This window comes from Neobacillus camarae (assembly GCF_054950115.1).
Genome location: NZ_JBUCKX010000002.1, coordinates 926,065 through 940,150 on the forward strand (window position 1 = coordinate 926,065; position 14,086 = coordinate 940,150).

A 14,086-nucleotide genomic window follows, 5' to 3' on the forward strand; every position below is an offset into this window, starting at 1 on the left:
GCCCCCCACTTCTCTAAATGTTTACTGCGGTGACGCGGCGGGGGACAGGCCCCCACTGCAATAACGCGTTACTATGGCAGGGGACGGGCATTTTTATGTCCACCACATGTCGCCAACGGAATCTTGTACGATTACGGGTTTAAGGGTTTGGAGGGCTTTGGTGAAGCCTTCGTTGATGGACATGAGCCCGTCTTCGTGTTCGATGCTGACGACGTAATCATAGCCATAGAGACGGAGGGTGCTGATGATGTCGGCCCAGACTTTGGTTTCGTGTCCAAAGCCTACGGTGCGGAAATACCAGGCACGGTTTCTCATGTCGCTGTAGGAGGTCATATCGGTGAGCCCGTTGCGGTTTAGGTTCGGCTGGTCGATGATGGTGTCCTTCGCATGGAAGTGATGGATGGCATTTTCACGGCCTAAGACTTTAATGGCCTCCACTGGGTCTATGCCTTGCCACCACATATGGCTGGGGTCCAAGTTGGCACCGATGGCCGTACCACAGGCTTCCCTTAATCTTAGCAGGGTGGCGGGGGTATGTACCGAAAATCCGCCATGCAGCTCCAGCCCGATTTTCACATTATGCCCCTCCACAAAGGCGGCTTTCTCTTTCCAATAGGGAATGATTTTTTCTTCCCACTGCCATTTTAAAATTTCTTGGTATTCATTCGGCCAAGGGGCGACCGGCCAGTTGGGATATTTGGCATTTTCATGGTCGCCAGGACAGCCGGAAAACGTATTAACCACAGGAACCCCCAGCTTACTTGCTAGCATAACCGTCTTTGTAAAAACAGCATCCGCCTCCTCGGCGATGTGTTTCTGCGGATGGAGGGGATTCGCATGGCAGCTCAACGCACTAATCGATAACCCTCTGCTTGTTATTTTTTCCAAAAACTCTTTTTGCTTCTGTTCATCCGCCAACAATTCATCGACCTTGCAATGGGCATCGCCGGGATAGCCACCAGTACCCAATTCAACGGCTTCAATCCCTTTTGCGGCCACATGGTCCAACATCTCATCCAACTTTTTTTCCGAAAATAAGACGGTGAAAACGCCTAACTTCATCGAAATACCCCCGTTACCAAAAATGTAATCCATTACATCCTATTCGAATGAAGGAACAATCATTATCACTATTTATTGAACCAGGTCCAGCATTTATTGATATAACCTTCATATAATTTAACAACCTGTAATCCATTACAAAATAGATGAATATTACGTTGAAAGTGGGAAACATCATGGCCAATATTCAACAGGTAGCTCAAAAAGCCGGTGTTTCCGTTGCGACGGTTTCCAGGGTGCTGAATAACGTGCCGTCGGTCAGTCCAAAGACCCGTTTGAAGGTGGAAAATGCAATCAGGGAGCTAAACTATGAGCCAAGTATGCTGGGGCGGAATCTCAGAAACTCAGAAAGCCGCCTGCTGCTCGTGTTAATCCCTAGCATCTCTAATCCCTTTTACACGGACATCATTAAAGGGATTGAAACGATGGCTATTTATAACGATTACCACATCATGCTCTGTGAAACCGACTCGAATCCGCAGCGGGAAGACATTTATTTTAATATGGTAAAAAATAAACTCGCGGATGGAATTATTTCCATGGACCCAACCGTCAAAAGGCAAAAATTGAATGAACTAGCGGAGCACCACCCGATTATCCTGTGCAGCGAATACGAGGAGGGCGGCACCATTCCCTATGTCACGATTAATCACGAGCTGGCCGCCTATCATGCGGTGAAGCATTTGATTCAATTGGGCAATAAAAAGATCGCCCTGATTAATTCGGATGAAAAATTTTTATATGCCCGCCTGCGCCGGAAAGGGTACGAACGGGCGTTAAGGGAGTTTGGCCTCCCCATCCGGAGGGAGTGGATTTATCACACCGAGCACTTGGATTTTCATGATGGTGTCCATGCAATGAGAAGACTGCTTCAATTAAATGACAGGCCAACAGCGGTGTTTGCGGTATCTGATACCTTGGCTATTGGGGCATTAAAAGAGCTCAACGTCAACGGTTTAAAGGTGCCGGAGGATATAGCGGTCGTAGGGTTTGATAAAATCAGCTTTTCCAACATGACGAATCCGACGTTGACGACGGTGGCGCAGCCGATGTATAAGATGGGCTGCACGGCGGCCCATATGCTGATTAACCGGATCAAAGGGAACGAAGTGGAAAGCATGGTATTGGACCATGAATTGGTCATTCGCGAGTCGACAATGGGTTAGGGGAGGTTTGGAGATTGAATGTAGGAATCATTGGCTGCGGGTCGATTGCGAGATTCCGCCACGCACCGGAATATAAAGCAAATCCGCATGTAGAGGAAATGGTTTTCTTTGATCGAAGCCTGGAAAGAGCGAAAGAACTCGCCAACGAGTTCGGCGGCAGGGCCGTAGAAACGGTGGAGGAGCTGTACGAGGATCCCGAGATTGTGGCCATTAGCGATTGTTCCTCCAACGATGCCCATCATATCTATTCCACCAATGCACTGCTCCACGGCAAGCATGTCCTTTGTGAAAAACCGCTGGCCATCAATGTGGAATGCGCGGAAAAAATCTTAGAGGCGGAGCGTTCGTCCGGGATGAAGCTAATGGTCGACCACAACCAGCGGTTTACCAAGGCCCACCGTAAAGCGAAGGAAATCATTGACAAAAAGGAACTGGGCGAGGTGTTGACCTTTAAAACCTGTTTCGGGCACCAAGGTCCGGAAAGCTGGGGCGTCGATAAATCGAACGAGACGTGGTTTTTTAAAAAAGACCGCTCGTATACGGGAGTTGCCGGTGACCTAGGCATCCATAAGATTGATTTGATCCATTATTTGCTAGATGACGTGGTGGATGAGGTCCATGCCTTCCACGGGGCACTGGACAAGGTGGACGAAAACGGCGAGCCGATTGGGGTTTGCGACAATGTGGTCTGTGCCCTAAAGACCAAAAAGGGCCGGCTTGGAACCGCCTCATTTTCATGGACCTACTATGGTTCAGAAGATAACTCCACTACCATCTACTGCCAAAAAGGCATCATCAAAATTTACCAACATCCCGTAGACCAGCTCATCGTCGAGACCAAAGACGGAGCCATCATCAAATACGAACTCGAGCCAATCCAAACCAACAACAACCAAACCACTACAGGCATCATCGACTCCTTCATCGACGCCATTCTCCATGACAAAGTGCCCTTAGTAACAGGGCAGCAAGCACTCTCAGCACTAAAAGTAATCGAGAAAATCCTGGGTGCCAGCCCCCCGACTCGGTAACGCGTTAAATTAACGGGGGCCTGTCCCCCACCACGGTAACGCGTTAATCAGACGGGGGCCTGTCCCCCGCTATGGTAAAGCACTAAATCTATATGGGCAGGAAGTCGTAGTGCGATGTTAATAAATTTCAGGTTTTTTTAATAATATTTATGTAACGGATTACATAGTATTTAACAGATAGATTGCTATTTAATAAAGGAGAGGTGGAATGTTAGAGCAGCTTGCCATCAATTCTAATACGTACCACGGGTTTTCTATAGAGGATGCCATAAAAGGGGCGAGTGCAGCTGGATTCACGAGGATTGAATTAGCTGCCGTGGGTGGCCATACGGCTCATGTGTTGCCGGACATGTCGCCGGAGGAAATCAGCGGGATTAAGAAATTGCTCAAAGATTACGGGATGACATGTGTGGGGATTGGGGCCCATAGTAATCTCATGCGGGAAGAAGGAGTCGCAAACCTGCTTAAAAGCATCGATCTCGCGATGGAGTTTGATTGTCAGTATATCATTACTGCTACCGGCGATGCACATGGTGACCGGGATGTGATTGAAGATGAAAAAGTTTTAGCCGCCAATCTGGAGCCCATTATTGCAAAGTGTGAAAGGTTCCATAAGAAGCTGGTCCTTGAAACCCACGGGAACAACTATCCGACCGGTGCATCCTTGAAAAAACTGGCCCAGACGCTGAATGACCGCGTCAAAATCAACTACGACACGGCCAATGTGATATTTTACGCCAATAGGCTCCCGTATGATGATTTAGAAATTTCTGTGGATTACGTTGAATTCATGCACTTGAAGGATAAGCTTGGCGCCTATCATGAATGGAATTTTCCGGCTATCGGGGAGGGCAGCCTGGATTTTCAGCGGATTTTTTCGACGCTTAAGAAAGCGGACTATCAAGGGCCGATTAGCGTGGAAATCGAATTCACCCCGGCAGGGCCTGCCAATTTGGAGGAAGTAAACGATTCTGTGAAAAAATCCTTCCGCTATCTTTCCAAATTACTAGGTTAAAAGGGAGGGTTAGGAGATCAGTGAAAAATATTGGTCTGGTTGGATTAGGGTTTATAGGAAAAACGCATTTGGAAGCTTACACACAAATTGATAATGCCCAAGTGGCAGCCATTCACACCAGGAACCCTGCAAGCGCTCCTGGTTATTACGAAGGTTTCTTTGTGAAGGATTTCGACGAACTGTTGGTAAATCCTGAAATCGACATTATCGACATATGTTTACCGACCTATTTGCATGAAGATTACATGATTCGGGCGGCCAACGCCGGGAAACATATCATCTGTGAAAAACCGTTAACTCTGACGCTTGAGTCAGCCAACAGGATCATTGAAGCTGTGAACCGGAATAGCGTCAGATTGTTTGTTGCCCATGTGCTAAGGTTTTGGCCGGAATATCAAGTTATAAAATCCTACAGTGAGAGTGATAAATTAAGAGACATTGAGATCGTGCATGCCAAACGGCTGGGTCAGGTACCGACATGGAGCAGCTGGTTCCAATATCCTGAAAAAAGTGGCGGCGCCTTGTATGACCTCCATATCCATGATATCGATTACGTCTCTTATTTAATGGGTGATGTGGATTCCGTCTATGCTGTCGGGAGCAGAAACCGGTACGGGGCATGGGACCATATTATGACGACGCTCAGTTTTAAAAATAACAGCAAGGCGTTTGTGGAGGCATCGCAGCGGATGCCGGACGGGTTTCCGTTTACGATGTCCTTTCGGGCCCAATCGTCCCAATGTGCATTGGATTTTCAAGTGTCCTTCGGTAAAAATATTGAAAATAAGGGTAACAGTGATAAAAAGTTAATTTATTACGCTGACCAGAAAGCGTCTTCCATCGATATTGCTGGCGGGGATGCGTTTCGTAAAGAACTCGCCTATTTCGTGAATTGTCTCGAATACAATGAGGAGAATATAGTCATTCCATTATCTGATGTGCTGTATACGTTAAAGGTTTTGAAGGCCATCCAAGCCTCATTGGAAACGGGCCGGGTAGTTCGGATCAAGCCTTAGTCTATAGGAGCAGCACTAGTAAACTGCGTTGTCCAAATAGAAGGCACCAAAATGTAAACGTTTAAAAGTGAGAAATGATAGATATCTAACTTTCATAAAAGGGGGTTATTTTCATGAGGAAGGTTTTATCCGCCTTTCTGATTCTGTTTTTGATGCTTTTGAGCGCGTGTGGTTCTGATAGTGCAAATAATAATGACAAAGGCGATAAAGGCGAGAAAAAGCATAAAATCGGGATCCTGGCTCCTGCCGTAACCCATGGCTGGGTGGCCGCCGTTGCCTACCATGCCGAAGCACGGGCAAAAGAGCTCGGTGATAAGATTGAGTACAAGATTCAAACCAGCAATAATGCGGAAGAAATGACTTCACAATTGGATGATTTAAAGACATGGGGCGCTGAAGCTATCGTCGCTTTCCCGCAATGGGAGGGCATGGAGGTGCCAATTCAGCAGGCCATTGATGAAGGGGTTAAGATCGTCAACTTTGATATTGCCATCGATGCCAAAGGCGTGTACCGGGTGGCCGGAGACAACAAGGACATGGGAATTCAAGGCGCTAAGTACGTTGTAGACAAAATTGGCAAAGAAGGTACGGTCGTCATGCTCGAAGTGCCGTCTTCCGGTTCGGTTTCCGAGCTGAGGAAGGAAGGTTTCGTGGAAAACTTGAAGAAAATTGCGCCTGATATGAAGGTCCTTACCTATGCTACCCAATTTACTAGGGAAGATGGTTTGAAAGACTTTGCGGACATATTGACCAAGAACTCAAAAATTGATGCGGTGTATTCTATGGACGATGAAACCTCCATCGGGGTTCTCCAGGCCATCAAAGAAGCGGGCAGAACCGATATCAAGGTGGTCACCGGCGGCGGAGGCATGCAGGAATACTTCAAAATGATGCCGGAAAACAAGGACATCTGGATTGAATCCGCCCTCTACAGCCCGGCCATGGTCAAAGACGCCGTCGACATCGCCCTCAAAATCCTAAACGGCGAAAAAGTCCCGGCAGAAACCATCATCCCCACCACCATCGTCGACCGAGACAACTATCAAAAATTCCTGGATCAAGGTTCACCATACTAATTCGGCGGGGGCCTGACCCCCGCTGTTTTAACGCGTTACAGTGCCGGGGGCCTGACCCCCGCTAGATTAACGCGTTAAAGGACTGGGGGCCTGTCCCCCACTTTATTAAAGCGTTACTGTGATGGGGGGCCTGACCCCACTGTTGTGAGGATGTGATGTGGTTTGTTGTTAGAGATGAGGAATGTTTGTAAGTCTTTTGGGAGTAATGTGGTTTTGAGGGATGTGTCGCTTGAGTTAAGGGGCGGGGAGATTTGTGCGTTGCTGGGGGAGAATGGCGCGGGGAAGTCGACTTTGATGAATATTCTGGGCGGGGTTTATTTCATGGACGAGGGGACGATTCTCCTTGACGGCAATCCTGTGAAGTTTAGTGCGCCCCGGCAGTCCCAGGAGGCTGGGATTGCCTTTATCCATCAGGAATTGAACCTCATCAACGATTTGACCATCTATGAAAATATGTTTCTGGGACGGGAGATCAAGAATAAATGGGGCTGGCTGGACCACGAAACGATGATCCAAGAAACCGAAAAAGTATTCAGGAAGATGAATGTCCAGCTGGATCCCAGAACAATGGTCCGTGACCTGGATGCCTCGTACAAGCAAATCGTCGAGATTTGCCGAGCTATGATGATGAAGGCAGCGGTCATCATCATGGATGAGCCGACCACTTCCCTAACTGACCAAGAAATTGAACGAGTGTTTTCGATGATGAAAACCCTGAAGGAAAACGATGTCGGGATCATTTTCATCTCCCATAAACTGAATGAGGTCATGCAAGTTTGCGATCTATACATGGTGCTCCGAGATGGACAGCTTGTGAAGAAAGGAACCGTCAGCGAAGTCACAATCGCTGACATGGCCCGGTATATGGTGGGCTATGAGGTGAGAACCGAACCGCTCAGCCGGGAGAAAAAGTTAGGTGAAGAGGTGTTGCGGGTAGAGGATTTTAACCTTGGGGGGATATTTCGAAACATCAGCTTCTCCATACGTGCAGGTGAAATCTTAGGCGTGACTGGCCTGCTTGGCGATGGGCGCAGCGAACTGTTCCAAGCCATTTTTGGGGCGGAAAAATGGACATCCGGAAAACTATTTTTAAACGGGGACACCGTCTCCCTCAAAAGCCCCGCACAGGCCATTCAAAAAGGGATCGCCTACCTGCCAAGGAACCGGAAAGAAAATGCCATCATTAAAGACCTCGATATATTCGAAAATGCCTCAATCGTGACCTGGCCGAAATTCTCCAATCGGGGTGTCATCAATACGCCCAAGCACGAGACGGTTTTTAAAAACCAACGGACCGCACTGAAAATCAAAATGGAAAAACGGACTGACAGCATTAACAGCCTTTCCGGCGGGAATCAGCAAAAGGTGGTACTCGCCAAGTGGCTTGCGGCCGAGCCGAGACTGCTAATCCTAGACAACCCCACCCAAGGGGTCGACGTGGGGGCAAAAGAAGAAATCTACGATATTATCCAAAAACTTGCCGAACAAAACATTGCTGTCGTCGTGCTTTCCAGTGAGGGCCAGGAAATTATCCGCATTTGTGATCGCGCTCTCGTCATGTACCATGGCGTGATTCAGGGGGAACTCACCGGCAGGAGGATGAACGAGCAAAATATCATGAGGCTTGCTACGGGTGGAGAGTTGACTGAAGCGGGAGAGGAGGACGCAAAAAATGGAAAATGAGGCTACTGCCGCCGCCAATAAAAACTTCTTAGCATGGATCAAGGGTAAATGGTCGCGGGACCCGCTATTCAGTACGGCCATAGCCTTTTTGATCATGGTAGTTTTGCAAACATTGGTCCTAGGCTTCGATTATGATTCCTTTGGCGACTGGTTTGACTCCTGGATCAATAATTGGATTAACTTGCTCCGCAACAATGCCGGGGTGGGGATAATTGCATTGGGGATGACACTGGTCATCATGACCGGCGGAATTGATTTGTCGGTCGGATCAACACTAGTTGCCGCGGGCGCTTTTGGAATGGTATTGCTGGATACCGGAACAAGAGGCATTTTGGGAGGTCTTGGATTGACAGGACTGCCAGCTTTTATTGTTACAGTGCTGTTGGTCATATTGTTGGGCTATCTGCTCGGCCTCGTAATCGGCGTGACAATTACGAAAGGCAAGACGCCGCCGTTTATTGCGACCTTGGGTGCAATGATGATTTTCCGGAGTCTGACCCAGCATTTTATGCAGGGCTATAACCCAACCGTTCCAAGAGAGTTCCTCACCATTTCCAGCTTTCGCATCGGTGATTACTTAATCATGCCAATCCTTTATTGGGTTGTCATCACCCTGATCCTTTACTATGTGTCGAAGCGGACCGTGTTTGGCAGGCAAATTATCGCCGTCGGATCCAATGAACGGTCTGCCAGGCTTTCCGGTGTTCATGTAGAAAAAGTAAAGACACGGGTTTACGCATTGATGGGAGTCCTCGTAGCCATCGCTGCAATTATTCAAGTGTCACGAATCGGTTCTATGGATTTTGCCAATGCCGGAAGGGGCATCGAAATGGATGCCATCGCTGCGGCTGTCGTTGGCGGAACAAGCATGAGCGGCGGTCGGGGCTTCATCATGGGCACGGTCTTCGGGATGCTCATCATTGCCGTCATGAACAATCTATTAAACTTATTTGGGGTGCCGCCGTTCCTGCGGGAAGCATTCAAAGGGTTTATCGTCATTTGTGCGGTGCTATTGCAAAGAAAGGAAAAAACAACGTAGGCCGGGACTGAAGAATGGGGACATTTCTTCTGCCACCATACACAAGAAATGTCCCCATGTTTTATTTTTGTTCTAGTGCAGCGTCGATTTCAGTTTGAAGTTCGTCGGCCGTTAGTTCTACTGGAAATTGGAACTCTTTGTTGTTAATGAATACTGTTGGAACCATTTTTACGCCCCGGCGGATGGCCTCGGCGGTGACATCCAGGCTGATATTGATGTTATTCGGCTCTTCCTTCAGCTGATATTTTTCACCAAGCATACGTTTAATGTCTTGATTCGTTGTCTGATCCCACTCCGCTTGCGAAGCAAATAATTCCGCCATGATTTGCCTTACCTGTACCGGATACTCATAATCCAGATGAGTATTGATTAATGTCCCAATCAGCAGCATTTCTCTCGGCTTGTCATAATGTTTGATGATATACTCCACTTGCCCATTATCGATGTACTTAGGCAAAACCTCTTCCGCCATCCCGAAGAATGTGGCGCAGTACGGGCACGCTAAGTTCAAAAACACTTCCACCTTAACTGGTGCATCTTTCTTGCCGAAACATAACTGTGCATTCTCTATTTGGCTTGTCATTTAACATCCTCTTTTTCTATAAAAATTTAAATTTTCTAACTTTTATAAAGTTTAATAATTCACCATAAGGTTGTCAACTTTATAGCTAAAACTTTACAGTATAAGGCACAATTTCCATGGACCAGCACGTTACAATCCAACGTCCGAGACAACGGGATGACAGCGCCGTATCTGAACTGGAAGCAAGAGTCATCAACCACGTTATGAACACATAAGATATTTTTATAGAAAAAAGGAGAAGTGCAAAAATAGGCACTTCTCCTTTTCATTAAACTAGTGGTTCCAAATCTTTGTCAGGTAACTTCCCGTGTTTATTCCTCGAAATAATCCTCATTTACGACAGTAAATTCATCAATGGCCTCTCCATCCGATGTGACGGTCGTAATTGTGATTTTGTCTTTGTCGACTTTTGCCTGCAAGGAAACCGCGATATTTTCCATGTTGACAAAGTCGAATTTCTCATCGGCGACCGCGTCGTAGTGTTTTTTGCCGGTAGTGCCAGCTACCACATACACGGTTCCGTGGGGATCCTCGACTCCCGCTTTGATCTTTTTCGTTCTGCCGTAAGAGTGGTCATGCCCGGAGAACACGATATCAATTCCGAGTTCATCCACAACCGGCGGCAGTTTTTCCTTCATGTTTTCATTGCCGCCAAACGGATTTGTGTAATATGGCGGTTTGTGGGTCACAAGGATTTTCCATGGCTTGTCAGTGGACGCTACATCCTGCTTCAACCACTCAAGCTGAGCATCGAGCACCTCGGCACTGTCCGTATAGCCCAGCACACTGATGTGCATGTTATTGTAATCCACCGAATACGTCCCGCCTTTGTCAGCGTCTGGTCCGTTTTCCGGCGAGTTAAAGATTGATTTGGCCAGGCTGGCATCGGCATCCCCCATGTATTCATGGTTTCCGAGCGTCGCCACAAGGTCGGTTGACCGAATTTTGCTGTAGCTATTCAAGACATTCAAGGTATCTTCCCATTGCTTAAACTTGGCGGACTCATCGACCAAGTCGCCGACATGGATCATGAACGCCAGGTCTTTTTTCTCCAAATCACCGAGGATCTTTGAAAAATCACTCAGGTCAGCCGGCGATTGCGTGTCGCCCAACACAGCAAATTCAAAGCTTTGTTTCCGGCTCAAGGTTTTGAAATCCTGCCAATCGGACCAGTTTTCGCCGTCCCCGACACGGTACACATAGTTTGTATTTTGCTGCAGCTTCGTCAACTTGATTTCATTTACCCGGACAATTCCGTTTTTCGCAGGATCCTGCTCACCGGAGAAAACTTGGCTGCTGGAGGTGCCGCTGACTGTTTCCAACGCCTGATCACCAATCCGGCCATAATCCTGTTTCCGGGCGTATTGAATGACTGTTTTTTCATTCGCTAACGGGCTCGACATCCAGGTGAAGCCTTTTTCTTTATAAGGGTCGCCGACAGGAGTCGAGACGATGTTTTTGATTTCTGTCTTCGCCGCAAGAGCAGGGTAGGTCTGGGTATTCACTTTAAAGGAATACTTCCCGTCCTTCACGGCATATAAAGCGATTGTTTTCACTTCATCAGTAATCTTATCCACCCGAAGTGTGCCGTTGGCATCCGTTTTGCCCAGTGAAATCGCATCCTTGTTTCCACCGATGACGGTAAAAATTTCAGCGTCGGCAACTGGTTGATTATTTGGATCCTTCACGTTTATCACAGCCGGCTTGCCAATTAAGATTGGTTCTGCTGTCAGATTAAAGGCTCCGATGACATCCGCGCTGGCTGGCTGCATGAAATACGTGGATACAAAGTTGGCATCCTTCGGTGAAGCATAGGTTAAGCCCGCTTCCAGCATTTCATAGGTTAACTTGCTGCCTTCTTTCGTTGATGCCGGGACGCGAATTCCAATCGTCGCAGCATCTGCGGCGGCTGTTTCGCCGGTATTCACCAGGTTCAGCGTGAGAATTCCCGTTGACCTATCATAGCTATAGGTGCTTGTATTAAACCCGTTTGAAAAATAAACACCCTCGAATGGGTAGTCTTTATCGACTTTGAGTTTCAAGGTAGAACCGGAGATCTCCGCCGGATTGGAAGCCTTCACGACAAGTTCAAAAAGGTCGCCCAGCAAGGCTTGCTCTTGCTTTTTCACCACGTCCATCTTCGCTGAACCTGTGTTGACCGTAAAATAAACGGTTTTGACGGCTTGGTTTCCGAATTTATCCGGGACCATAAAGGCAGCCTGGTGGGTACCATCCGCCCATTTATAACCTGTCAGTGAAACGGAACCATCCATGTCATAGGAAAAATGGCCTGGTGCTTGGGAAAAATCTTTTCCATCAACAAGAACTCGAATTTTTTCCCAATCAATTCCTGTTTTGAACGGATCGTTCTCATATTCATTCACATTAGCTTTCAAATTGACAGCATTGGTAGTAAAAGCTTGCCCATCCACGTTGATAGACTGAATTTCTGGGGCAAATAAATCATCGACCTTTTCACCATAAACAGCGCGAATATTATCGACATAGATGGTACCTTTGGTCATCGGCCCGGTAATGCCGGATTTCGTCGACATTAACCGAATCGTTTGGGTACCAGAAAGCTTGAAAGGACCGGTAAAGGTAGTAGGAATTTCTGCCTCGATATATTTCCAGCCTGTCCAATCGACTCCTGGCGTTTCATTGGTGAGATTGATGGTCTGTGTTTTACCATTGCCGTCGACAAGGTTCATCCGCAGCCAATAGCCTTGTGATTCCGGAGTGGCGTACACCCACATGCCAATGCCGGTAGGATTATCCGGAATGCTGATATTGGAGCCAGGTCCCGCATAAGCGCCAAGTGTGGTTCCTGTTTGGGCGCTGGTTAAATCAAAATTAAATTGTAAGGACTGATTGCCAAAACGGACAGGTGCCGGATAGGCCGATAAACCAAGTGACGCTTTTTCCCCGCGGCCCACCACAGTGGGTTTCCAGCCGCCAAGACCGTTTTCAAAATCAAACAAGACTTCAGGAAGCTTTCCGACCGACACTTTGATTTGTGCTTGCAGGCTGGTGTTCTTCAAGCGGGCGGTAATGGTGCCTGATACTGTTTTATCACCGGTGTGAAGCACGCCTGTTTCATCAATGGTTCCCATGCCCTCAGGGATGTCAAACTCGATATCTTGTAAGTTCCATTTGACTTCTCTCTTTTGATATTTCGTGATTAAGTCTAAATCCGTTTCGCTGTTTTTCGCAGCCGTCAGTTCTGCTGATGGAAAATACATTTCATCTGGCTGGGCAATTTCAACAATGCTCTTTCCAACCTCATTTCCTTGATATTTCAGGATGGCTTCGAACTGGCCCGTTTTTTTATTGGATAAAAAGGTTCCATTTTCGTCGATGGTGCCGAAGGATGAGTCAGAAATTTCCCAAGTCAACCCAGAGGACGGCAATGCGGCGGAAGCCATTGATTTATCCCTTCCCTTGGCCGTAAACTTTATCGAAGATCCCGGTGTAAACGATTGATCGTATGGTTCGATATGTGCCGACGCAAATGCATGATCGGATGGTTCTTTTGACACAACCAGCCAAGTGTTGGCCACACTTCTTTCCGAACGATCAGAAGGGGAGTTGTCGAGCTCCAATTTATCTCCGCCCAGTTCGCGGGTGGTGAAGGTGGCGGACCCGCCGCCATCCAGGTTCAGCGCCGTCACGGCCCCTAAGTCAATCATCAATTGGGCTAAATCCGGCATCGAAATTCCGGCTGAATAGGGCTCTTGCCTGCCATCGATTACAGCAAAAAAGACATCGCCGTCTGCTTTAATTCCCACTGCAGTCCTTGGCTCTTTGTCCGCTCCCGTTTGCGGAGTTTGATAGATTTGGCTATTTTTTACGAGGATCGCATTGCCGCCGAGTGCCTCTTGCAGCTGATCCTTCATTCCCTCATAGAGGGCTCCGTCACCGATGACCGCTTGGCCGGATTTGGTGATTCCGAAGAACCTCTGTGAGGAGGAGTACTGGGTTTTCACAGCTTGTCCATCTTTGTAAACAATCCCGATTGGCTCGCCTGTCGCCATATTATAAAAATCAGCGTTTACCGCGGCTACCACCTTATGATTCTCGCTGTCTGCCGCGGAAGCTTGCTGCCTGACCGGCTGCAGGCCAAAGGCGGTGCCATCATTCGGAGTGCCCGCTTCAATCGCAACACTCGGATTATGTACATCCACATCGACTACGAAACTCTCAATCTTCTTACTGTCTTTTCCTTCAAAGCTGTAGTGCTTTTCTACTACTCCCGGAGCAATGTCTGCTCGATACTCATTAATGGGCGACTGAACAATGGGTGAACTTAAATCAAAGCTCCCTAAAGCTGACGTCAAACCCGGCGATACGACACTGCCCGCCAGCGCCATCGACAGCGTCACCGGCAAAAATCGCCTCTTCCAACCTCTCCTCAT

The 14,086-nt window shown here is 47.8% G+C and carries 10 protein-coding genes; 7 read left to right on the forward strand and 3 right to left on the reverse strand.

Annotated features, from left to right (window positions below; all coding sequences use genetic code 11):
* Positions 1–93: 93 nt before the first annotated feature.
* Positions 94–1,062 carry a sugar phosphate isomerase/epimerase family protein gene (locus ACY8D0_RS12115; protein WP_462410760.1) on the reverse strand — a complete coding sequence of 323 codons (969 nt, stop codon included), beginning with the start codon at positions 1,060–1,062 and terminating at the stop codon, positions 94–96.
* Positions 1,063–1,238: 176 nt separating this feature from the next.
* On the opposite strand from ACY8D0_RS12115, the gene ACY8D0_RS12120 reads away from it, so the two are divergent.
* The 7 genes from ACY8D0_RS12120 (at position 1,239) to ACY8D0_RS12150 (ending at position 9,088) form a co-directional block, all read left to right on the forward strand.
* Positions 1,239–2,228 carry a LacI family DNA-binding transcriptional regulator gene (locus ACY8D0_RS12120; protein ID WP_462410761.1) on the forward strand — a complete coding sequence of 330 codons (990 nt, stop codon included), beginning with the start codon at positions 1,239–1,241 and terminating at the stop codon, positions 2,226–2,228.
* 14 nt (positions 2,229–2,242) lie between these two features.
* Positions 2,243–3,259 (forward strand): Gfo/Idh/MocA family protein, encoded by a 1,017-nt coding sequence (locus tag ACY8D0_RS12125; RefSeq protein ID WP_462410762.1) that lies wholly within the window; start codon positions 2,243–2,245, stop codon positions 3,257–3,259.
* 208 nt (positions 3,260–3,467) lie between these two features.
* Positions 3,468–4,274, forward strand: coding sequence for a sugar phosphate isomerase/epimerase family protein (locus tag ACY8D0_RS12130; RefSeq protein WP_462410763.1), 807 nt, complete (start codon positions 3,468–3,470; stop codon positions 4,272–4,274).
* A gap of 20 nt (positions 4,275–4,294) precedes the next feature.
* Positions 4,295–5,290: a Gfo/Idh/MocA family protein gene (locus ACY8D0_RS12135; RefSeq protein WP_462410764.1), complete on the forward strand. Its 996-nt coding sequence runs from the start codon at positions 4,295–4,297 to the stop codon at positions 5,288–5,290.
* A 113-nt stretch (positions 5,291–5,403) separates the two neighbouring features.
* Complete coding sequence (locus ACY8D0_RS12140) at positions 5,404–6,366, forward strand: ABC transporter substrate-binding protein (protein WP_462410765.1); 963 nt, start codon at positions 5,404–5,406, stop codon at positions 6,364–6,366.
* Positions 6,367–6,573: 207 nt separating this feature from the next.
* Positions 6,574–8,049, forward strand: coding sequence for a sugar ABC transporter ATP-binding protein (locus ACY8D0_RS12145; RefSeq protein WP_462411351.1), 1,476 nt, complete (start codon positions 6,574–6,576; stop codon positions 8,047–8,049).
* Positions 8,039–9,088 carry an ABC transporter permease gene (locus ACY8D0_RS12150; RefSeq protein ID WP_462410766.1) on the forward strand — a complete coding sequence of 350 codons (1,050 nt, stop codon included), beginning with the start codon at positions 8,039–8,041 and terminating at the stop codon, positions 9,086–9,088. The genes ACY8D0_RS12145 and ACY8D0_RS12150 overlap by 11 nt, the downstream gene beginning before the upstream one ends.
* Before the next feature lie 61 nt (positions 9,089–9,149).
* On the opposite strand, the gene ACY8D0_RS12155 is transcribed toward ACY8D0_RS12150, so the two are convergent.
* Complete coding sequence (locus tag ACY8D0_RS12155) at positions 9,150–9,671, reverse strand: thioredoxin domain-containing protein (protein ID WP_462410767.1); 522 nt, start codon at positions 9,669–9,671, stop codon at positions 9,150–9,152.
* Between the two features lie 311 nt (positions 9,672–9,982).
* Positions 9,983–14,086 (reverse strand): phosphodiester glycosidase family protein, encoded by a 4,104-nt coding sequence (locus tag ACY8D0_RS12160; protein ID WP_462410768.1) that lies wholly within the window; start codon positions 14,084–14,086, stop codon positions 9,983–9,985.